Source organism: Bacillus sp. DX3.1 (assembly GCF_030292155.1).
GTDB lineage: Bacteria > Bacillota > Bacilli > Bacillales > Bacillaceae_G > Bacillus_A.
The window spans coordinates 26,930-49,263 of the sequence record NZ_CP128160.1; the positions used below are offsets into that span (position 1 = coordinate 26,930).

Annotated in this window: 13 protein-coding genes and 11 pseudogenes; 16 read left to right on the forward strand and 8 right to left on the reverse strand. The window is 33.8% G+C overall.

The features are described from left to right. Nucleotides 1-433: 433 nt before the first annotated feature. Nucleotides 434-2,121, reverse strand: a pseudogene (locus tag QRE67_RS27295) (hypothetical protein). Nucleotides 2,122-3,670: 1,549 nt separating this feature from the next. On the opposite strand from QRE67_RS27295, the pseudogene QRE67_RS29000 reads away from it, so the two are divergent. Then, nucleotides 3,671-3,958, forward strand: a pseudogene (locus QRE67_RS29000) (XRE family transcriptional regulator); the annotation flags it as partial. 27 nt (nt 3,959-3,985) lie between these two features. Further along, nucleotides 3,986-5,331 (forward strand): annotated as a pseudogene (locus QRE67_RS27300) (helix-turn-helix domain-containing protein). A 74-nt stretch (nt 5,332-5,405) separates the two neighbouring features. On the opposite strand, the gene QRE67_RS27305 reads toward QRE67_RS27300, so the two are convergent. Then, nucleotides 5,406-5,729 carry a hypothetical protein gene (locus QRE67_RS27305; protein ID WP_353507095.1) on the reverse strand — a complete coding sequence of 108 codons (324 nt, stop codon included), beginning with the start codon at nt 5,727-5,729 and terminating at the stop codon, nt 5,406-5,408. 207 nt (nt 5,730-5,936) lie between these two features. Here QRE67_RS27305 and QRE67_RS27310 point away from each other — a divergent pair, with 207 nt between their 5' ends. From QRE67_RS27310 to QRE67_RS27320, 3 genes and pseudogenes are all read left to right on the forward strand, one after another. After that, nucleotides 5,937-6,203 carry a hypothetical protein gene (locus tag QRE67_RS27310; protein ID WP_286125604.1) on the forward strand — a complete coding sequence of 89 codons (267 nt, stop codon included), beginning with the start codon at nt 5,937-5,939 and terminating at the stop codon, nt 6,201-6,203. Nucleotides 6,204-6,738: 535 nt separating this feature from the next. Next, nucleotides 6,739-7,161 (forward strand): hypothetical protein, encoded by a 423-nt coding sequence (locus QRE67_RS27315; RefSeq protein ID WP_286125605.1) that lies wholly within the window; start codon nt 6,739-6,741, stop codon nt 7,159-7,161. A 4-nt stretch (nt 7,162-7,165) separates the two neighbouring features. Next, a pseudogene (locus tag QRE67_RS27320) lies at nt 7,166-8,620 on the forward strand (FtsZ/tubulin family protein). Between the two features lie 32 nt (nt 8,621-8,652). Here the strand turns inward: QRE67_RS27320 and QRE67_RS27325 are convergent. Together QRE67_RS27325 and QRE67_RS27330 are read right to left on the reverse strand one after the other, a co-directional pair. Beyond that, nucleotides 8,653-9,391: pseudogene (locus QRE67_RS27325) on the reverse strand (MerR family transcriptional regulator). A gap of 2,653 nt (nt 9,392-12,044) precedes the next feature. Then, a pseudogene (locus QRE67_RS27330) lies at nt 12,045-12,570 on the reverse strand (IS6 family transposase); the annotation flags it as partial. Nucleotides 12,571-12,995: 425 nt separating this feature from the next. Between QRE67_RS27330 and QRE67_RS27335 the strand changes: the two are divergent. After that, nucleotides 12,996-13,454, forward strand: coding sequence for an AraC family transcriptional regulator (locus tag QRE67_RS27335; RefSeq protein ID WP_286125606.1), 459 nt, complete (start codon nt 12,996-12,998; stop codon nt 13,452-13,454). A 534-nt stretch (nt 13,455-13,988) separates the two neighbouring features. Here the strand turns inward: QRE67_RS27335 and QRE67_RS27340 are convergent. Both QRE67_RS27340 and QRE67_RS27345 read right to left on the reverse strand, forming a co-directional pair. Then, a complete protein-coding gene (locus tag QRE67_RS27340; protein ID WP_286125669.1) occupies nt 13,989-14,123 on the reverse strand; it encodes a hypothetical protein in 135 nt (44 codons plus the stop codon). A 9-nt stretch (nt 14,124-14,132) separates the two neighbouring features. Then, a pseudogene (locus QRE67_RS27345) lies at nt 14,133-15,208 on the reverse strand (response regulator aspartate phosphatase); the annotation flags it as partial. A 269-nt stretch (nt 15,209-15,477) separates the two neighbouring features. Here QRE67_RS27345 and QRE67_RS27350 point away from each other — a divergent pair. Then, nucleotides 15,478-15,689, forward strand: a pseudogene (locus tag QRE67_RS27350) (DDE-type integrase/transposase/recombinase); the annotation flags it as partial. A 107-nt stretch (nt 15,690-15,796) separates the two neighbouring features. Here the strand turns inward: QRE67_RS27350 and QRE67_RS27355 are convergent. Continuing rightward, on the reverse strand, nt 15,797-15,967 hold the full coding sequence (locus QRE67_RS27355) for a hypothetical protein (RefSeq protein WP_286125607.1): 171 nt from the start codon (nt 15,965-15,967) through the stop codon (nt 15,797-15,799). Between the two features lie 38 nt (nt 15,968-16,005). After that, nucleotides 16,006-16,284 (reverse strand): helix-turn-helix domain-containing protein, encoded by a 279-nt coding sequence (locus tag QRE67_RS27360; protein ID WP_286125608.1) that lies wholly within the window; start codon nt 16,282-16,284, stop codon nt 16,006-16,008. Between the two features lie 196 nt (nt 16,285-16,480). Between QRE67_RS27360 and QRE67_RS27365 the strand changes: the two genes are divergently transcribed. The 9 genes and pseudogenes from QRE67_RS27365 to QRE67_RS27405 all read left to right on the forward strand — a co-directional run bounded on the left by QRE67_RS27365 (nt 16,481) and on the right by QRE67_RS27405 (nt 22,317). Then, on the forward strand, nt 16,481-16,681 hold the full coding sequence (locus tag QRE67_RS27365; RefSeq protein WP_286125609.1) for a helix-turn-helix domain-containing protein: 201 nt from the start codon (nt 16,481-16,483) through the stop codon (nt 16,679-16,681). Nucleotides 16,682-16,821: 140 nt separating this feature from the next. Beyond that, nucleotides 16,822-17,112 (forward strand): annotated as a pseudogene (locus tag QRE67_RS27370) (adhesin); the annotation flags it as partial. A 37-nt stretch (nt 17,113-17,149) separates the two neighbouring features. Next, nucleotides 17,150-17,725 (forward strand): DEAD/DEAH box helicase family protein, encoded by a 576-nt coding sequence (locus QRE67_RS27375; protein WP_286125610.1) that lies wholly within the window; start codon nt 17,150-17,152, stop codon nt 17,723-17,725. A 104-nt stretch (nt 17,726-17,829) separates the two neighbouring features. Continuing rightward, nucleotides 17,830-18,078, forward strand: coding sequence for a hypothetical protein (locus tag QRE67_RS27380; protein ID WP_286125611.1), 249 nt, complete (start codon nt 17,830-17,832; stop codon nt 18,076-18,078). 507 nt (nt 18,079-18,585) lie between these two features. Next, a pseudogene (locus tag QRE67_RS27385) lies at nt 18,586-19,030 on the forward strand (hypothetical protein). Between the two features lie 66 nt (nt 19,031-19,096). After that, nucleotides 19,097-19,294, forward strand: a complete 198-nt coding sequence (locus QRE67_RS27390) for a hypothetical protein (protein ID WP_286125612.1) — start codon at nt 19,097-19,099, stop codon at nt 19,292-19,294. Nucleotides 19,295-19,318: 24 nt separating this feature from the next. Continuing rightward, nucleotides 19,319-19,621, forward strand: coding sequence for a hypothetical protein (locus QRE67_RS27395; RefSeq protein WP_483298648.1), 303 nt, complete (start codon nt 19,319-19,321; stop codon nt 19,619-19,621). Between the two features lie 102 nt (nt 19,622-19,723). Further along, nucleotides 19,724-20,807, forward strand: a pseudogene (locus QRE67_RS27400) (hypothetical protein). A 13-nt stretch (nt 20,808-20,820) separates the two neighbouring features. Continuing rightward, nucleotides 20,821-22,317 carry a hypothetical protein gene (locus QRE67_RS27405; RefSeq protein WP_286125614.1) on the forward strand — a complete coding sequence of 499 codons (1,497 nt, stop codon included), beginning with the start codon at nt 20,821-20,823 and terminating at the stop codon, nt 22,315-22,317. Nucleotides 22,318-22,334: the final 17 nt, after the last annotated feature.

Consider the following 22,334-nt stretch of genomic DNA (forward strand, 5'->3'; position numbering starts at 1 on the left):
CTATTCACATTTCATCAACAATCCAAACAGCTTTATAAACAATACGCACTCAATAAACATAATTAACAGATATATTGTCGATTTTAAGTGGATTTCTAAGTGAAACTCGATTCTATCAGCAATTATTCTATATTTCTATTCACAATAGGTCTGATTTGTCCAGATATCCACGCATTATTAAAAAATCTTGGTGATAATATGTAGATATATAAGCATAATTGCGTTTGAAAATTCAGAAAAATAAACCTGAAGTCTGTGGATTAGCATACATAACTCTCATAACCTGTATGTAAATGTATAAATAACAGAGTATTTTACGAATCAATGAAGGGAAAGGAAACAAATTTTTTGTCCGAATGAATAAGAGAAAGAAGCAAAGCCAACACGAATAGCCCTCCCTTTTTGATTTTTTCAAAAAGGAGGGCGCCTATACTTACATTGCTACAAGTAGTTGATCGACAGAAGGAATTTCTTTCGTTTTCCGGTAACACTCTTCTAAGGAGTGCAGAAAACGAATCAGTTCGAAGTCTTCTGGTACTGCGATTACACGAAGATCTTCTTTCGGCAATCTATCTATTTTTTCAAGGAACAGCTCTCGAATATCACTAGGAATAAATCGCTCTTTATGCCCTTTCGTTTTCAACAACTCACGAATTTCGATTTCTAACGCAATATATGCGTGGATATGCACACCTTGCTCAAAGGCATATTTTCTAAATAACGATTCTTCTTGATATTTCATGTAATTTTGATGGTATGCTGTTTCAGTTACTGGGACAGCGTATTTCGAATGAAGCAGCTCATAAGCATTATGAAATAGCTTCTTCACATTACGTATGGAGTACATAGAGAAATGTATACCAAAATCGAATATCGCTTGTTCTTGTTTTTCTTGTGGTACATGATGTGTAATAAGTGGATACATACCCTCTTTTGCAGCTGCATCCAGTACCCGATATTGAGAAGATTGATTTAACAGTTTACGTAATGTATAAACAAGTTTTTTCGGATATCCTTCTTGTCGATCAATCATATCGCGTAGGCCACGAATAACCTGACGAATTTGACGATGACAGCTATGTTTAAGGACATTAATAAACTGATTCATATCTTTGGTAAATTCACCAATATTCATTTCACTTAATAGATTCTCAATAAACTTTGTTTTACGTGCATATGTAACTCTTGGCGTAAATGGATCACGGTACGCTTCTCCTGCTTCTTTTTCACAGAGAAAATCAGGATGAACAGATAGATGCAGTATTGTATACTGTTTTTTGTTCTTCTTGCCTTTTTCTAACTTGCAAATTTTAAATAAGGCAGATCCCGTGCAAGAGAATGTATGTGTTAATTCACTCATGACAGAACGTATTTGGTGTGGAAATTTTTTATGTAAGAAACAATACATACCACCAAAATGAGTTTGTTGTCCTTGTTCATCTGTTTTATATAGTGAGCGTTTTAAAGTAGTTTCTCTTTTCTGTTGCATTGCAACATCCATAAATAGCTTTTTAGCAGCTACTGACAGTTCGAAAAACGCTTTAGTAAACACGACAGGGCTTATAAAGGTATAAGGGTTCGCTTTATTTGTTTCTTCATTCATGAAGTGAGTTAATGTAATTCTATGTTTTCCACCCATTTCATTTTCGATTTGGATGATGTTATGAAGGCTTAGCTTCTTTAACGCAATATAGAATTGCGAATGATGAATATGTGCAAATGCTTCTTTATAGTTTTTATAGTCTTCCCATAGCATGTGTACCGACACATGAGAAAGTACACCAAATGTATTACATTTTTTATGTAAGAATAGAAATACTTCTAAATCTGCATTTGTAATACCATAAAGTTTATGTTTTCGCCCGTTTGCTTTAGAAAAGGCATGTTTCATTTGAAGTGAAAAGATGGCTTCGCTTTTTCAACAAACTGTTCCTCATCTGCAAGTCGTTCTTCGTATGACATAGACTTTACAATATCCTCTAGATAGGTATCTTTATAGCTATAGTACTTATCTTCCATAGCCTCAACGAGTTTTTGCCATGATTTAATTGTAACTAACACGGCAGTAGTTGGTTCCCCGTTTAAGCTACGTTTGTTTTTAATAACAAATGGTTTCGCCATCTTTTTCACCTCCTTTCATTTATTCAATGTAATATCTATCAAAATAGGATATAAAATATCACTTTTGATTATATCAAATTGAATTTTGCTGAAAGGTGGCTCTTTAAGAGAAAAGATGAAACGATGAAACGGGTCTGAATCCCTTGTGCCCCAAGGGATTCAGAGATGGGTAAAAATTTTTTATGACCACGATACCGCTATGCCATTTTTTAATGATGAAACGAAACGGAAAATCGAAAAATACGTCTGAAAGGTTGATATAAAGGGATTTCTAAGACTTTAATCAATTTTATACTACCGGGATACCGCTATAACGTTTCATATTTTATGAAACGAACCATTTCTAATGGAAGTCAAGAACCCCCTTGGTATATAAGCGTTTGTAAGAGATTTGGTGAAATCATTACTACCGGGATACCGCTATAAGCGTTTCATGTTTGAAACGACATGCTACCAGGATACCGCTATAGCGTTTCATGTTTCGTGAAATGTCTATTTAGGAAACGAATGGATGAACCCCTTGATATATAAGGGATTGGAGCGTTTTTGTTAAAAAAGTTTCTACCGGGATACCGCTATAAGATGTTGCACTTTGAAATCTTATTTTGAATAAGAATCCTTTTATATCAAGGGTTTATCGGGGTTTTGAAATTTTTTTGGATATTTATTTTTGAAACGCTAATAGAGTATTTGCGTTTCAAAATGTAGTTGTAAACTACCGAGATACCGCTATAAGATGTTGTGCTTTGAAACGTTAAAGGAGCATTTGCGTTTCAAGGTGTAGATGCAACCTGCCAGGATAACGCTATGAGATGTTGTGCTTTGAAACACTAAAGGAGCATTCACGTTGCAAGGTGTAGATGCAACCTACCAAGACAAGATACTGCTATAAGATGTTGTACTTTGAAACGTTAAAGGAGCATTCACGTTTCAAGGTGTAGATGCAACCTACCAAGATACCGCTATAAGATGTTGTACTTTGAAACGTTAAAGGAGCATCCACGTTTCAAGGTGTAGATGCAACCTGCCAGGATACCGCTATAAGATGTTGTGCCTTGAAACACTAAAGGAGCATTCACGTTTCAAGGTGTAGTTACAACCTGCCAGGATACCGCTATAAGATGTTGTGCTTTGAAACACTAAAGGAGCATTCACGTTTCAAGGTGTAGTTACAACCTGCCAGGATACCGCTATAAGATTTCACAATTTGTGTACATGAAATGCTTTTTAGGGCATAGAAATCGGAAATTTATACGCAGATAGCACAAATAGAACAATGTGAAACGTGACCAAGATATAGCTATAGGGTTTCGTGTTTCTCTTTCCTAGTGTAAGATTGTAATTTTACAAATAAAATCTGTCTTATATAATGAAATATAGAGATTATTTTCGGTATTTGAGTTTTAAACAGTAAAAAAGCTGCTGATGTCAAAGACTGAATCGAACTGATTATTCTGATAACGTTTCATTTTTTGCGTATACTGCCAGGATACCGCTATACCATTTCATAATATGAATGTAGTTTGTTTTAAGGAGGTTGATATAAAGTATGGAAAAGGTACTTCAACTGTTTAGAGATGCACTATTGTTATCTGCCCCCATTTATCAAGAGAATAAGCAGCTGTGGTCTAAATGGAATACGTATTATCAAGAAGTAGAAGCGAATCATGACAAGATTGTAACTTCAGCCAACGTTTCACCTTCTTTCTCTGCCCTCGTCTCTTGGCTCGGCCAGCAACAGGAACAAGGTGTATCTTTATTACAAATCTATGCGAACATTGAAAAGTATAAGGTTGAAATCGAGCGTTCCATAGGAAAAATTATCGAACAAGAGTTTGAAAGTGTAACTGTAATAGATAAACAGATTTCTTCCATAAACGAACCAAGTTTAAATGTTGATGTACCGCATGATGAATACTTTGAAGTAAATAATTCTGCTATGTATTATCAACTAAGAGATGGAATCGCAAAGAACAACTTTGAAGAAGATGAAACAACAAAGATGAAGGTATATCCAATAGAAGCGAAAAATGCAAATGGTGTAGCACAACTTTCTTCACATAAAGATGAAGATCTAAGGTTAATAAATACGGATGAAGCATCACGATGGAGTAAACTTGTCGATGGTGTAATAAGTAATATGGATGACTTAACAGCAGACTGTTTAGATTCCATTACCATTCAATGGTTAAATCAAGCACAGTCCCCTGATGAATTTATTGATTTCTCATATGAACAAGTGCTAGATATGTGTAATATTCCAAAAGCAACTGCCAATGGAATTGAATACTTTCGTGCAGAAGATAAAATAAAGATTGCGCAGCGTATTGCAGCATTAGCAAGTATCTTTATTTATCTAAATGATGATAATGAGGTAGTTGTATTAAACGATCGTGCTGAACCAGGTGAACGCTTTGAAGTGAAACGTGAAGTGATTAAAAGGCTATTTGTTTTAGATTCTGTTGTTCTCTGGAGAGACAAAAATACGAATGAATATATGGGTATTGAATCTTGCAGAATCAAGCCAGGAAGTTTCTTATCAAGTTACCTATATGGTTCAAGTACTACGACTGCATTACTGTCAAAAAAGCCCTTGAGTATAATAGCTATAGACATAAATACCATAAGAGGCTCATCCGTTACCTTACTTGGCAATGGAGAATTCGTCAAAGATATAGTAATTTACAAAGACCTTATTCCATTGGCGGAGATAAGGGACTGTTAGCCGTTATGGGAATCGATCAAAATGGACGTTCAAATCGTATTCGTGAACAATTAGAAAATGTTCTAATGGATCTAGAAAAAGAAAAAGTGATTTCACATTGGGCTTATAGCGAAGAAATGGATGAATCGATTTTGGGGAAAAGAAACTGGTTTAAAAATTATTACTTAAAATTAGGGATTATCATTTTACCACCAGAAGAGCTGATGCATAATACGGAAAATCTCGTAAAGAAAAAATTAGTTGATGTACCTGAAAAAGAATCAACGTCTTATAGTGCAGATGAAATGGAGCATATAATTAGAGAAAAAATCATGTATACACATACAAAGAAACATGTAACTATGCGTGAAATTGCAGATGAAATTGGATTATCACCTGCTACTTTATCAAGATTCTGCAATCAAAAGATGAAACGGCTATCCAAAAGCGTGAAAGAGAAATTAACAAAATGGTATGAAAGACAAAAGATAATTGAAACGATGTAAGATAAAGCATTATAAAGTAAATAGGAAAAAGCAGGATCGACACTTATTCAGATAAGTGACTACCCTGCTTTTTCCTATTTTGTATCATTTTCAATAAGTTTTGTTAACCTGTTCTTGATTTCTTCACTATCTGGGGCAACCTCTGCAGTTTTTCGTTTACGTATACGGCTCTCCTTCTCTTCCATTGTCTCTGAACTAGAATTTGTTAGCGTATCTTCATTATTTTCAGTCTGTTGTTGTGCTGCTGCGTTCATTTGTGTTAACCATTGCAAAGTAAGATTTGCAGTGGTATTTTTCCCATGTATTTCTGCATTTCTTTGAAGTTCTTGTTCTTGTGGTACAAGTGGGACAGTAGAAGTATACGCGGGTTCTCTGTACTGTGGCGTATGTTTCTCCATTATCTTTTCTTCTACAGGTTCTTCTTTTTCTTTATTAAAATTTCAGGATGAACAGGTATTCTTGCAGTTCCAAGTAAAACTCCTCCCATAATGACTTTTTATTACTATAATATCATGAGAAGGCTTTACCAAAATTGCGGAAGAACCATTTTACCACCGTTACTAACAGTTATGGAGTTACAGGTAAGCCAGAATGATTTTGTGGATATGAAATTAACAACATTCACAAATAAATTTCTAGAAATGACTGAAAAAGATAATGAATTAGATCCAAAAGAAGCACATTTTTTCTTGCTGTATATACAACTTTGTGAACTAACAACAGAGTTAAGTGAAGAGATACGTCAATATAACATGACATTGACAACCTCTCCCCTAACAAGAGATGTATCGTATAGAACCAAACTGTTAATCAAGAAAGATACTCAGCATGAGTTGTTCGAGGCACTAAATGAAAGTTATTTAGCAATATAAACACTAAAAATACAATGCTGTTATAGCATTGCATTTTTTGTTCGTAATAAGCAGTATATATAAGACTTATATATAAGTCTTATATATACTGCTTATTATATTAAGATTGATATAAAATTGATATATAAGAAGGTAAAACCTTTTTATATAAAGGTTTTATTATACGCTGCGTAAATAAGCCTTGTATGTACAGTGTATAATGGACATGTTATACAATATGTGAGTTTCATATCAACGTATAGTGCTATTTTTTAGGGATATGTGTAATGAATATAGTAATGATAGTGAAATCTTTTCTATTAAAAGTTTAGAATGTGAATCACATGAAATAAAAGATTAACATAGTATGTATACGCTGTATATATAAGGCGTATACATAAACCTTTGTAAATTAAAGGTTCTTTTGATGATGATATTTATAAGTCCTACATATAAGTTCTATATGTAAGTTTTATATATAATGCCTTGATATACGTCTTATAATGATGTACTATGTTTCTAGGAATAATTAACCAACGCTTTAAGGGGGGACAACTTGAACGAGGTTTTAAGTGAAAAGTATCAAACGATAAGATTTACAGATGAAGTAGTGAACATGTTTGCAGACATTCTTGAACAAGACGAGATACTATATAATGTCTTTCTATACATAGGGAACGTAGTTAATACACAATTTCAAGAAACCAACTACATGAGGGGCATATCGATTAATGAAATAGTGGAAAATGTAGTCATAGATAGGAGAGTAAAGAAAACAAAAGGCAAATCTTATTCATTAGAAGTTGAGCGCACAAATATATCAAGACGTTCAGCTGAAATAAGTGTTAGTACATTATCATCAATGTCCTTAATCTATGAAAAGGTTATGCACCCGTATAAATTTTTGATTTCAACTTATAGAGGGCAACAAGTACTTATTGAGTTAGGGAAAAGAAAAAAAGTTAATAAGGAGAGATAAAATAATGGCGAAAAATTTCTTGAAGAATGAAGTAGCAGTTAAGATGACGATGGTTGGTTTTGGTCAGGCTGGTACTAGAATGGTAGATAAATTTGCTGAATATAAACATACAGATGGAACAGCAGTATATAATTGCTTAGCATTAAACAGCAATGATGGAGATCTAGCAGAACTAAAAAATGTACCAAAAAGCAATCAAGTATCACTTAAATTAGGTGGTTTAGGTAAAAACCCCGAGCGTGCGGTAAAAGTGCTTGATTCAAATGATGATGCAAAAGAAAAATTAAAAGAATTTATCACAGAACGTGTAAGACCATCCGATGAACTTGTTTTATTTTTTGCAGGTCTAGGTGGAGGAACAGGAACTTCTACAATTATTAAGGCGATTGAAGAGTTTTCCGCTTTTCATAACAAGCCTATAATTAGACAAGAATTACAAACAGTTGCACAACAATATCCAATGGCAGAGATAAAAGCTAATCAAGCAAAATTTGCAAGAATAGCTTTTGAAAATGCTATTGAGCGTAAAGACTTTATTAAAATGGGGATTGTTGTAACCCTTCCAGTAAGAGCAGATGGACCGGATGTACTAAGACAAGTTAATAAATTTTCTCAGGAGATTTGGAAATTAGCTAACGATAAATCAAAAGGTGTAGCATTTGTAGTATTTGCTGATAATCAGCACTTTTACGATGAATTTAAAGAGCTAAATGAAAATGAGAAAAAGGTATTGCCAATGCACGTGATTATGCAAATCAACGCATTAGCGAAATTATTCATGAGCTAAATACAGCTACAAATGGCTCTGGTACATCTGTAATACTTGATTCGCAAGACTTTAAACGTATTTTACTTGAGAAAACGGGATGTTTAGTAATTAATAAGATTTCACGTAATATGAACCAGATAGAAAATAGCCATACAATTGTAGAGATGTTTAAAGAATCATTAAGCGGAAGCTCTTTCCATCATCCAATTGATTTGATGAAAAAGAATAATGATGGTTCTGTTGAAGCATCAAAAGTGCATCATTTTGGTATGCTTGCTATCCTAGATGAACAAAAAACATTGATGATTCCTTTATGGATGATGCTAAAGTAGAAGTTTCAAATAATCTACCTATAAACGGTACCGTTTTTAACGGGTATTTAGTAAGTAAGAATGATTTCTTGGGAAGTGTATATACGTTCTATAAAACTGATGCATTACCATCAAGGTTATCTAAAGGATTAGTTGAAGAGTTTAATGAATTTAAAGTGAAACAAAGTCAAATTCAATATAAAAAGTCTCAAATTAGTACAATAGAAAGTATAGATGATGATGAGGACTTAGGTTTTGCATTTGGAGATTTTATCGATATGGATAGTGACGAAGAAAATAAAGAAGCTGGAGTAAATGAAGATGATGCTGAATTAGCGGATTTTTAGATCCAGATAAGATGTTTGGTACTACAAAATAACAAAAAGGCTGGAGCTATCTCCAGCCTTTTTGTTATTCCTCCGTATCCATGAGAGATTTCATATAATCAATCATATTGTCATGTATGTACTGCTCAATGAAGAGTTGCTTTTTAGCTAAGTCTTCTTCTTTTTAAACCATCCTACCTTTTTAATACGTTCTTCATCAGGTTTATTACTCCAGAGGTCTTCCGCTTTTTTCTTAACTCTTGGCGTGCTCTATGTTCAATAATGAAATTGTCTAGTCTTTCTTGCCGTTGACGTAATTTTAAAGCTTCTGCATCTTCTGGTTGTGGTAACTGTTTTAATATATTTCCTATCTTTTCCTCGTACTGAGATTCAATATTTTTTATTTTTTCTTCTATCTGCTTATTTACCATTTTTTCAATTATTTCTGCAGTTGCTTGAAGGTTTAATTGAGTAGATACTTCATTTGTTTGATTCTCTAATGATACTGGTCTTAAATCAAATTGATGTGGTAAAAGTTCAATAATGGCATCTAGAGACCATTTCTCATCTCTTTTTTGTTTTATGAAAAGAGCAATTTCAAGATCTAAAGTATTATAGAGTTTTTCGTTTGTGTTATTGGTTCTTAAAGTTTCATGTAGCCCTTTTTCTTCTAAAATATTGAACCAATTATATACGGTATTATGGTGGCGTCCGACTAATTTAGAGAATTCTGTTATCCTCCATGCCTTCTCAAAAACATTATCGTTTAATATATCATCATCGTGTGTTTGATGGTCTTGTGAATCGTTTTTTTGATCAATCATTGTAACTACCTCCTTAAAAATCATCAAATATACACTTGGATTGAAATTAACATGTGAACTGAAATTAACATGTTAAGTATTATTTCGGTGATATCAATACAGATACCTACTAATTTAGGTATTTACATGAAATATGAGATTAACATATAACCAAGAGTGTATTAACAAAACATTAACTATAAATCTGCAACCTGTTTATATTGTTAATGTTTTGTTAACTAAAAACTCATAAATAGCAATGTTATATTAATGATAAGGAAATATAGGGGTTTTGTAAACAAATTATGAGGATATAATAACTTTGTTCTGTAGAAAACAAGAATAGTAAGTTATTAAATTCTAATTTTAATGTATAAAAAGATAGAAAAAAGCTACACTACTAATGTAGCGTAGCTGGTAAGCTTATTTTATAATACTAGGCCATATAAAACGGAAATCTATATAAATACTAGGTTGTATAGAGGCCTTTGAGTTAAGAGTAAGATTTTCAAAGTAATCTTGTTCAACTATTGATCTTCAATTGGATTTAATGTCTACCTATCTCTTTGATTATTTTTGGAGTGATACGAATTTCTGTATTGGTAGTATGTTCCTCGTTATTAATGATATGGATTTCATTGTTTTCTTTTAATATAAATATATAAGTGTGTTTTGTCACAGTATAGAATTTAATAGGTCTAGTGCTTCTAATTAGCTACAAGTAAGCGATTATAAAGTACACAAAATAGTATTTACATGTACAAATAAACATCTGTACATAACTGAGTATGAAATGTTATTGGGCCTATAGGCTGAATTCGACTGTTATCCATATGTTTTAAGTTAATTAGATCATATGGAATTAACATGATGAATGTTTATTGTTCATATCACCTCAAATCTTTACTGAAGCAGACATTAACATGAAATATGAGATTAACATATTAGTTTGCTTAGTATTCATAAAACAGAAATATAGAGATTTTATAAATAAATTATGAGGATATCAAAACCTTATTCAGTGGAAAAAGAGAATAGTAAGTTCTTAGATTTTAATGTATAAAAAGGCAGAATAGAGGCCACACTGTTAATGTAGTGTAGCTGGTAAGCTTTTTTATAATACTAGGCAATATAAAACAAAAATCTGTATAAATAATAGGTTGTATAGAGACCTTTGAGTTAAGAATAAGATTTTCAAAGTAATCTTGTTCAACTATTGATCCTCAATTGGATTTAATGTCTACCTAGCTGTGTAATTACTTTTGGAGTGATACGAATCTCTGTATTGGTAGTATGTTCCCCGTTATTTATGATATTGATTGCATTGTTTCTTTTTAATATAAATATTTAAGTGTATTTTGTCATGGTGAAAAGATTTAGTCGGTCTAGTGTTTATAGGATCTTTCATTTGATGGCTATGAGTAAGCTTTTATAAAGCGTACAAAATAGTGTACTTATGTGTGGATAATCATCTTTAAGTAACTGTGTATGAAATATTATGGAGACTATGGGTCGAATTCGACTGTTATTCATGTGGTTTAAGTTAATTAGATCACATGAAATTGATATGTTAAACGTTTATTGCTCACATTAACTCGAATACCTTCCAAAGCAGACATTAACATGAAATATGAAATTAACATATAATCAATAATATATTAACAAGACATTAACTATGAAATTATAATTCTGTCGGATTATTAATGTTATATTGACTAAAAAACACATGCATATCAATGTTGTATTAATGATAGTAATCTGATTTCACACTAGAAATATGTTTACTGTGTTTTGTGGAAAATGAGCACAGTAATTTCTTAAATTATGATGAAAAATTAAAGTGATTGCTGAAACATTGCTTGATAGTGATGTATGCATTTTAAGGCTCATCTCTATAAAATTGTAGACTACTTGATGATTGTTTGTAGAAAAAATGTGATACGGTTATCATTAGTGTTAAAGATGATGTCTTTCATAAGTGATCTACCAGAGAATACTTGTAGAGGCTTTTTAACACTTTTTAATTTAATAGTCTCTTTAGTGAGTTCCTGTGAAATTAGTTCCTTCTTCTATTGCAGATATATCAACCCCGTAAGGTATTATTCGTTCGATAGTTTTTTGAATTTGTGATAATGGTACGTGATTTATGTTGATATCTACTTAATAAACTAGATTGCAGTTGATATGAGATTAACGTTTGTTCCTTCGATTTTATTAACATGTTAATGTCAGTTGATATGTTAATGTTAATTTTTGTTGAAATGGGTTAATTGAGGTTCATTTATTTACATAACATTGATATTTATGTGCACGACTCACCAGCTTACAACCATGCGGCTCGTTTGAAGTGAGAGCTTCTTGGGAAGGAGATATTTTTGTTAGCTATCTATATTTACCAAGTTATGAGGGTAGTCATTGTTTATTTTCTCCAATCTTATGCGTAAATATAATCGATTAGTTGGAGAAAGTTTTTGTTTTTAGAGATTAATAGAAAAATATAGTTTACATAATTAATATTATGTGATATTTACTGTATTTTCAGTGAATTACTCAAGGTGAATAAGGGTAGTTTAATAGAAAATATAAGTTTGGGGGATTAGTCTATGTTAATGGTTCTGGTGCAAATATATGAAGAAGAATACGGATAATAGTAGATTTTTAACGGAATCGTATTTTATACTGCAAGTTCAAACAATTGATGGATGAATTCTTTCTGTTTTTGGACAGATTGGTCCCGTAAATCAATCTGTTCTTTTTTATCATATGCATGGCTTCTACTCCAGAAAGAATGGTTGTAGCTGTGTCAAAAGATTTGAACCCTAGCATAGAACGGATTCGCTTTTTTATAAAGCGATGATCTTGCTCTACTATGTTATTCAAGTACCTTTGTTGTCTAAGTTGCATACCGTCAGGTATGCTTTTCTCTTTTTCAACTGTTCAATTGCTATAGGATAAGCCGGATTCTTATCGACTGTTATGACACGAGGCTGCGAAACATGAAAAGACCGCAAAGCTTTCTTGAAAAAGTGCTTTGCAGCCTTCTGATCTCTTGTTTTACTTAGGCAAAAATCTATTGTGTTTCCTTTCGAATCAACAGCACGGTACAGATACATCCATTGCCCTTTAACTTTGATATATGTTTCATCGACTCTCGAAGAGTCATTGGTTTGCTTGAGGTGACGATGAATTCGTTTGTCCAATACTCTTTCAATTCCTTGTCCCGTAAGGGTTCGATACGTCTTCAGGTATGGCCCAAATGGTTTTCTATACAGTTCAGAAGAATAAGGGAAAGAAGAAAAGTGAAGGAGCTAAGAGGATGAAAGAAGAGGGAAAAACAGGCTCTTTTCTCTGTTCAGGGAAGAACTTAATTCCATTACCTCTAGGCCTGAAAATCGGGGTGAAGCCTTGGGGGAGAAGGGGATGGTCCTGATTTGGGGAGGAAATGACAAAATAACAGGGGAATATATTAATAGAATTTTAAAGGAGACTAACCTATTAGAAAATGATAAATGTAAATATTTGAAATGTATGTCAACAATTTTAAAAAATGCTGTGTATGCTATTTTATATCGTAGTAATCTTGTAATGAACAAGTTATTTATTCTTTAAAGGAGGCAAATAAATCATGGATATTATGATTGAAAAGATTCCAGCATATCAGATTGCTTACATAAGGCAGATTGCCCCTTATGGAGTTAATAATGTGCGAACAATGGAAAAATTAAAAGAATGGGCAAAATCTAACCATTTATTTAATGACGAATCCATAATTCTTGGAATTGCTCAGGATAATCCTGAAACTACTAAACCTGAAAACTGTCGTTATGATACCTGCATAGTTGTTTCAAACGACTATTCAGTAACTGATGGCTATGTAAGAGAAGGTAATATTGTTGGAGGAAAATATGCTGTTTTTAAAATTAATCATACAGCAGAAGCAGTTCAGAAAGCGTGGATTGATATTTTTCCAGAATTATCAGGGCAAGGATATCAATTTGATGAAGCAAGACCAATCATCGAAAGGTATGTAGTCAAAATGGTTAATAATCATCATCATTGTGAAATTTGTGTACCCGTATATTAAAGCAGTAATTAGATAAATTCCAATTTGTTTGATTGAACAAAACGAGCATAATGTTTGGTTGAGTTAATGCATGTTTTTCATAAAATGTGAATTAAGGGAGGCAAAAATAGCTCCCCTTAAAATTTGTAATATTTTCACAACTAAATTCATTTTACAATTAGGCTATGAGCTAAAAGAATTTGCGGAACAACATATAATTGGGCAACGAATGTTTGGTTTAAGAGATAATATTGAAACATGGAGTAATATGATGTCTGTTTATATTCCTAAATATTAATACTTTTAAAGTTTAAAGTAGAAAAGGGAACATAGAGAAGTTCCCTTTCTTATTTAGCTAACGGGTGCTTTTCTTGAATAACAAGCATTAAAAGTGATCAATCTTTTTATAAAAATCACATACTTAATTAAATCAGTCACTCCATTTTGATCAATCTTTTTCAAAATGGGGGTTATGGTGAAGTTTTTAATCAGTCGTTATTCTAAAGCTACAAACGTCTAGGAACAATGTGTCTTTTGTTTTTGTGGATAAGATCCTCAACCAGTATTTCCATGTGCATAACTAACTACTGCACTTTTAGCTTGTTGAACATCTAACTTAATTGAAAAATGTCCAACTGTAATAATGCCAATGGCTATAATACTTGCTAAACTTAATTTTAAAATTTTCATTTCAACACTCCTTTTTAATATTTCTTCTTTTGTTTGATAACTTAAAAGAAAGTATGTACTAGATTTTTCGTATCGTGTATCATTATGGAACTGAAGGGCTAGAATTTCATAATACTCTTGAACATACTCCCATAAATTTTCTTTTTAAAGTATTGCATTCCTGCTAAAGTGCACTTTTCTAAAATTTCAGTATTCTCTTTTTTGCACAGTTTTTCTAGAATCTTGAAATGATATTGGTATTCTAATATCTCTAACTCGTTACAAATTTGTAACCCTTTTTCAATAAGTCCCAATGCAATTTCTGTTTCTCCTAATTTTAGATATTGCTTAGCTTCAATAAAAAGTGCTCTATAGTTATTTGGCATCTTTTGATTAACTTCAGATAAATAGCGAATTGCAAGACTAGAGCGTTTTTGTTCTGCGTACATTAAACCTAAATTTTGACGAGTAACCAAAACATCGCTTTCATTACCGAAATTGCGAAATAAATCTATAGCTGAAATAAAATATTCTTCTGCCATCTCGAATTCTTTTAAGTGAGTACAAGCTAATCCCAAAAGGTTATTACAATAAGCTATTTTCAGTTCACAATCAGCGTTATATGTAAATATATCTTTGGATATATTTACATACTTTGTTGCTAAAAGCACTTGGTAAATATGATAATGAAATATCGCTAAATTATAATAGAATTCAGCTTTTTCAAGCTCGTCAGGAATGTGTATTAGTAGAGACTCTGCTTTGTCATAATGTTCTTTAGCTAAATTATAACTTCCGATTACATTGGAATGGATCGCTTTAAAAAATGATAGTAATATGCTAGGAAATCTTCTCTTGGAGTATCAAAAGCCTCAATTTTATCGAAACTGTTTTTAGAAATACCCAAGTTATTGATTAAATAGATATGTCTAAAATCAAGAAGCGAATAATAAAAAGTAAATTTTGATTGTCTTTTAGGTTATTAATTTGTTCCTCAATTTCTTTTTTAGACATGTGGAATTTTCTCTATTTCTTGCACGAATTTGCAAATACCATTCATTTAGTAGTTCGGTAAGCTGTTCGTTTCCCTTCAACTGAACGTTCATATAATCCTCCTTATCATCCCAAAATAAAAGGAATATTCTTATAATACATGATAACAGATAACAAATTTGCCTACTGTATATGGTATTATGTTTCAAAATTCGTCTGAATATTGAGAAAATATAAGAACTTGTAGTAGAACATTAAATAATAAGACTAAATATTAGTGTCACGCAACATCAAGAACTTTCTGCCGTAAATCAGATGAAGAATGAAATACAGCGTAGTATGGGTGATAGTTATACATATGAGGTAGAAATAGCTATGTCTAGTAGATAAGAACCCTGCCTATCCTGTAGCGATTCAAGAGTTGAAAGAAGAGAAACATATGCCTGAAGGCAAGTTAGATATCTCAATAATATAGTGGAACAAGATCACCGTTTCATTAAGAAACGTGTGCGTTCTATGTTGGAATTCAAGTCATTTAAAACAGCAATCTCTATATTGATTGGTGTTGAAGCCATTCATAAAGCGATTGTATAAGCATCCTGTTCTGTAAGATTTGTTAGATTCACTATTACTATGGGATATCAATCCTTAATGTTGAGATAGAAGTATTTAAATAAGAAAAAGCCGCTAGCTAATTTATACTAGCGGTTTTTGATTTCGTATTGAAGATATCTTCTGAAATTCATATATTCTTCTTGCAACTTTTCGTATTTATAACCAAGGAATTCTGTATACTCATTTAGTTGTTTCTCTAACTGTTCCCTTTTTCCTGTTGGTAATGTAAGTAATTCTTGATAAAGATCTTGTGTCATGAAAGGTAGTTCTCGATTCTGTTCGAGTTCTTTCCCTTCTATAGCAAGGTCTTTTTTGTTTGATCTTCTTCCATAAATAATTTTTCTTCTTTAATCTTCTTAGTATTACCGACTAAGAAGTCTGTACTGACATCAAAAAGGTTTGCGATGACAATTAAAATACTGTAAGGAGGTTCAGCTCCTTTATTCTCCCAGTTAGATATCGTTGTTTGAGCAAAAGATGTCCCAGTAACGTTTCCAATTTCTTCACCTAACTGTTTCATACTCCAACCATTTTCAAGTCTCAATGTTTTTACACGTGCGCCGAAAATACTCATAACTTTAGTAATCCTCCTTCTAAAAAGTGTAATTCTCCAAATGAAGTGTATTGTATCCGTAACTTAAAGGGGTGTTTAACTATAAAAGTGATTTTTCGAAAAATATTTCTAAAAATAACCAAAAATAGGGTTGATTTAACTTTAAAAGTGATATATCATGCTTATAAAGGTAACCGAAAGGAGGTTAAAAATTACGGTGTTATATTACGAACGTAAAACTCAAAATTATTCTTTGGAACGAATTTCTCAAAATTTAAATATCAAACCTCAAGTGTTACATGCCATTGAAAGGGGCAAGTCGGGCGTTAATGCAGAAAGAGCTGAAAAAATCTCTGAATTTTTTAACAAACCCGTAGAATATTTTTTTGTACCGACGTATTATAAAGTTCGTGAATAACCGAAATATAGTAATTAGATACTTAAATCAAGAAATAAAATAACTATACAAGTTTAATTATAGTAAAAAACTCTAGCAATTTAAATACAATTAATGCTCCATAATTATTAATCTTTGAAATTAATAAAGATTACTAAAGCATTAAACATATTGCGAAGGATAAGAAAAAGCCTACACCACCAACGCCACAACCACAAACACCGGAACAACCAAAAGTAACAGAAAATCCGGTTCTACCACAACCAGAGAAACCACAACAAATTTTGAAACTAACATAACCAAAAAACACACCACAGAAAGTAGAAATAAAACTTCCAGAAACAGGTGAGAAACTTGAAAATCCGTACGAAAAGTGGATCTGTTTTGTAAGTATCGCACTTGGCTTAGTAGGAACAATATTTGCATTGAGAAATCGAAAAAATGTTGAGTAAAACGTAAGGAAGATGAAAATAGAAAGGAGAGAAATCTATGTTAGGAGTAGCTGGGAAGTACTCAAAGGCAATTAGAACTTTAAAGAATATGAATGGAGGAGAAAGGGTTGTTGATGTAATAAAAGCCCGTTTTGGAGCTTACAGAACGGTTATAGAGGGTGTAAGAGATTCTAAAGATAATTACATTTTCATTTTTGATCCGAAGGGCATCTTTTATAACGATACTCACGAGGAAAAGCGAGAACAAGGCTACCAATTGCTAAAACATGATCTGTTAGCTGGTTATGAAATACTTCAAATCGGGACGTATGAGAAAGCGGTCGTTTACATCAGTGTAGAAACTGAACAAAGTACGTATAAAGATCGAGGAGAAGCGTTATCTAGTTTTCTTCAGTATCTAACAGAATGCAAGAATATAGGACCAATTCACCTGGTATTTCATCAATATGATTTGTACCCCATCCCTCATATGGAGCAGTTTTTAAAAGAAAGTGCAACATACCACGTACAGAATTCGATCGTAGTTGAATCTCAATCCGCATTACAACACATATACGGTAAAGAAGCAGCACAACGCATTATAACTTCGTACAACACAACTATCCTAGCATGATATAAAGTTCTTATTCACTATTTTATCCTATCTAGATGGCTAGAAAACTAGATGAGGGAGATATTAATTTTTCTCCCTTCATTTCAAAAATAGGAGGCGATCATATGGGAAAAGAACAAAGAATCACATTTTATGATATTGCAGCATCACAAGCTCATAGTGTAAAAACCTTTGATGGAAAGACATATGAACTGAAAGGTGCCATTGCAATTGAAAATGGCACAGGAAGTATTGAAAAAGTAGCGCAAATTTATTATCAAGTTCGCTCGGTCGTGGATGGACATCAGAATCTTATTGCAAAACGAAAACATAAAGAGGCTGAATTAGTAGCTGTAAAAGGTAAAAGTAAGTAAAACAAGCGATTTTGAAGTGTGCTGAGAGAATAGCACAATGTAGCACAATGAGTTTTGTTCTTTGAGAAATGAATATAGCGTGCCACCCTTGAAACGGTCACTAGAGGGGTTCGGTATACGATCAAAGTTTGGGGAGTGGGTACGTAAAACTCGCCTGTGACCATAGGAAAGTACGGTGTATCAATGATCTGTAAGCATTAGTAATCGTGAGGAATATCCCAGTTTGACATTCTGAAGAAGCGGTGAACATGACAAACAGTAGATATGCGAGGTTCTACGTTCATGCCAAAATACATAGTGCGGTATTGGGCATATAAAAGTTAAGTCGGGATTAACTTTTATACGCATGCCAATACAGGGTTCGTCATATCAGCCACAAATGACATTTCCATTTTTTCTTTCCGTTTCCTTTTTCTTGCTATAATAAAGACAGATGTTGGAGTCAGATTTGATTCTCAGTAGACTTCAAAATCGCTTATTAAAAATATGGTTAAGGGAGGAATTGAAATGAGTCGCAAAGCGTGGATTATTTCCGCTGTTGTTGGACTTTTTATAGCAATCGCTATTGGTTCAACATTTGTCTTTTCAAGCTCAGGAAAAGGGGAAGTAATGGAACTAAGTCCGTTAGAAATGAAGAAGTTCATGAGTGAAGACGGTACAGGATTTGTTATGTTATCTAACGATAAAAAAGAAGAGAGGACAGATTGTATAATGTAAAAAACTCGCTCAACAGTATAACATTGTTGTGAGAGAATTAAGTGGGGATAGAGAAGATGTACCAGGTACAAGTAATCCACATGATTTTGGACTATCACAAAAACGAAATTCTCTTGCATATTATGAAAATGGTAAATTAAAAAAAGAAATTAAGCTTTCTGAAATTAAACTTTCTGAATTTGAAAAAGAAGTTGGTTTCTTTATTAAAAATACGAAAGAACAATATCAAAAATAATCACGGTATCATTGAAAGGTGGTGATAAGGTGACGATTACGCAAAAGAATTAAAAAAGAAAGAGAAATGGTATCCAACCTCTTAAAAGCCAATGGTGAAGATTATAACCATTGGCTTCATTTACATCATCAGAAGTACATTGAGGAAAATCAAGATTTAATCTTGCAAGCTTTGAATGCATTTAAAGCAACACCAACACAAGCAGCTGAAGTAGAAAGTAAGCCAAACGAACAAAGTCAAGTTAGGCAAATTGTTGAAATATAAAAATTAAGAGGAGAGTGAATGTGTATGTTTGAATCAATTGCTCAAATGTTAGTTTTAGGTGATGCGATGGATGGTTTAGTGAATACTGGGAACTCATTAATTACTTGGATGCAAAGAGGTGCAATGGTAAGTACAGCGATTGTATTTTGTTGGGGTGCTTATCTTCTCATTTGGGGTGGTCAGCAAGGAAGACATAAGTGCGTTGGGTGGTTTATCGGAGGTGCAGTTGGATTAGTTATCGTAATGGGATGCACATACTTAGCTGAAAGTGTAGATAGCAATATCAAATTTGGTCAGATCTTATTTCCTTTTCTGTGGTTAAAATAGTAAAAATATATCAATAGGGCAATGGAAAGGCTATGCAAGGGGTATGGCTTTTTTCTTGCCCTTTTTCATGGATTTTGAAATAAACAGAAGAAAGGAGAAGCTATGTTTGTAATTTTTAAGAATAGTAACCTATCAGAAATTGAGTCAGAAAGCCAATATCGTTTTCAAGAAGCCTATACACTAACAAAACGTTTAGAACGTAATTTCAGGGAAGATGGACGTAAAGAAAGTGTTGATTTTGACCTGTTAGATGAACATTCTAATGAAATTTATAAGGGTACTTTATCGCTTGGTTCAGGATATGCAGAACACATTTTTGATCACATTTATAAGAAAATGAATTTAATGCAATTAGATCCAGAACAAGAAGAACAAAAGAATGAGATTTTAGGAGTGTTAGAAGCGGAAATGAATGATTCTCCATTTGATGAGGAATACGAGTATGAAGAGGAGCAATCAGAAGGAATTGAAGATCCCCTCATAACCCACCACAAGAAGTAAACGCAGCTGAAAAGGCTGAAAAGGGAAATAAGAAGTCGTTAAAGATTATCGCTAGTGTCATAGGAAGTATTGTTTTGGTCGGTGCAGGAGCCATATTTGCTTTTAAAATATTTTCTTCCAAGCCATCTTCTAGTGTAAGTGCTGGTTCTGAAAACTATTTAGTCAAAGGATTACAGCAAGCAGCCATTCAACAATACGGAGAAGCGGCAAAACAGTTTGATAAGGTAACTTATACGGATTTAGATAAAGATAGCCAAAAAGCAGTTTTATTTACTTATTTATTGAATGGAAAAGCAAACAAGGCATTACAGTATGAGCCGAAATTTGCTGAAAGTGTTGTTGCTTATTTCATCGGAATAGACAATATGAAAAAACTCGATGAGATTGATGTTAAAAATGACGTGATTGACTTTGAAAAGTCAGCACTTAATAAGAAATATGAAGATGTCATTCGGTTAAAAGGAAAAGTAAATTTGGATGGTAGGCGTGAAAAGCTCGTTGCTGAAGCCTATGTGAATCTAAAAAATATGATGATTGTTTTACTTTTGCGAAAACACAAGGAAATAAAAACCTTATGAAAGAGGTCAAAGAGTTACAAAAACGTGATGTAGAACAATCTTCTCTTAACGAAGAAGAAAAGAAAGCGAAAATAGAAAAAATTGATAAAGATTTGAAAGAAGTATAGAGGGGGAATTACATTGCCACTGAATTATGATCAGTTTTTTAGGAAGATAGGGGTTGTAGCCGTTGGTACTTCATTGATGTTAGGCGGTATATTTGGCTGTAGCTTATTTGGTGAAGATAGTAAAGAATCGAAAAGCAAGGCAGCTATTACAAAAAAGGCTGGTAAAAACAAGAAAGAAGAAAATAAGAAATCAGCGGAAAGCTTAAATGAAAAAGATTTTGCAGCCATTACAGAAAATGTAATTCAAGGAAAGGATAAAGATGTTGCTTATGTGTTAGAGGAACTTGATAAATCGAAGATTCATTACAAGGATAAGGCGGTTGCAAGTAATCTCCAAAATGGAGATGAAACATCTTCTCGCGTTATCGCATTATTTGATAAAGAGATCTCTGACAAAAACCTCAACGATACAGCAAAAGATAATATTATTGCAGCTATTACGGACGGAAGTCCACAACCAACACTTGATGGCGATGATTTTGCATTTGGAAACAAGGATGATGGTTCATCTGTTGCAAGTATTGGTGATGTTATTCCACCAGTTAAACTAGAAGAAGAGAACGGTGGTACGGCAAATCCAGGGCCAGATAAACCGAAACCACCTGTAGAACCGCCAACAGATCCAGAGCCACCAACAGATCCAGAGCCACCAACAGATCCAGAACCGCCAACAGATCCAGAATCGCCAACAGATCCAGAACCACCAACAGATCCAGAGCCGCCGACAGATCCAGAACCGCCAACAGATCCAGAGCCGCCGACAGATCCAGAACCGCCAACAGATCCAGAACCGCCAACAGATCCAGAACCGCCGACAGATCCAGAACCACCAACAGATCCAGAGCCACCAACAGATCCAGAGCCACCAACAGATCCAGAACCACCAACAGATCCAGAGCCACCGACAGATCCAGAACCGCCAACAGACCCAGAGCCGCCGACAGATCCAGAACCGCCAACAGATCCAGAGCCGCCGACAGATCCAGAGCCGCCGACAGATCCAGAACCGCCAACAGATCCAGAACCGCCAACAGATCCAGAGCCGCCGACAGATCCAGAACCGCCAACAGATCCAGAGCCGCCAACAGATCCAGAACCGCCAACAGATCCAGAACCGCCAACAGATCCAGAGCCGCCGACAGATCCAGAACCGCCAACAGATCCAGAGCCGCCAACAGATCCAGAACCGCCAACAGATCCAGAGCCGCCGACAGATCCAGAACCACCAACAGATCCAGAACCACCAACAGACCCAGAACCACCGACGGATCCAGAACCAGATAAGCCAGAACCGCCAACAGATCCAGAACCGCCAACAGATCCAGAACCGCCAACAGATCCAGAACCGCCAACAGATCCAGAACCACCAACAGACCCAGAACCACCAACAGACCCAGAACCACCAACAGACCCAGAACCACCGACGGATCCAGAACCAGATAAGCCAGAACCGAAGCAAGATCAAAACCAGCAGCAACAAAATGATGGGAAATCAAATGTAGTTGTATAAAGGGGGAGTCATAATAC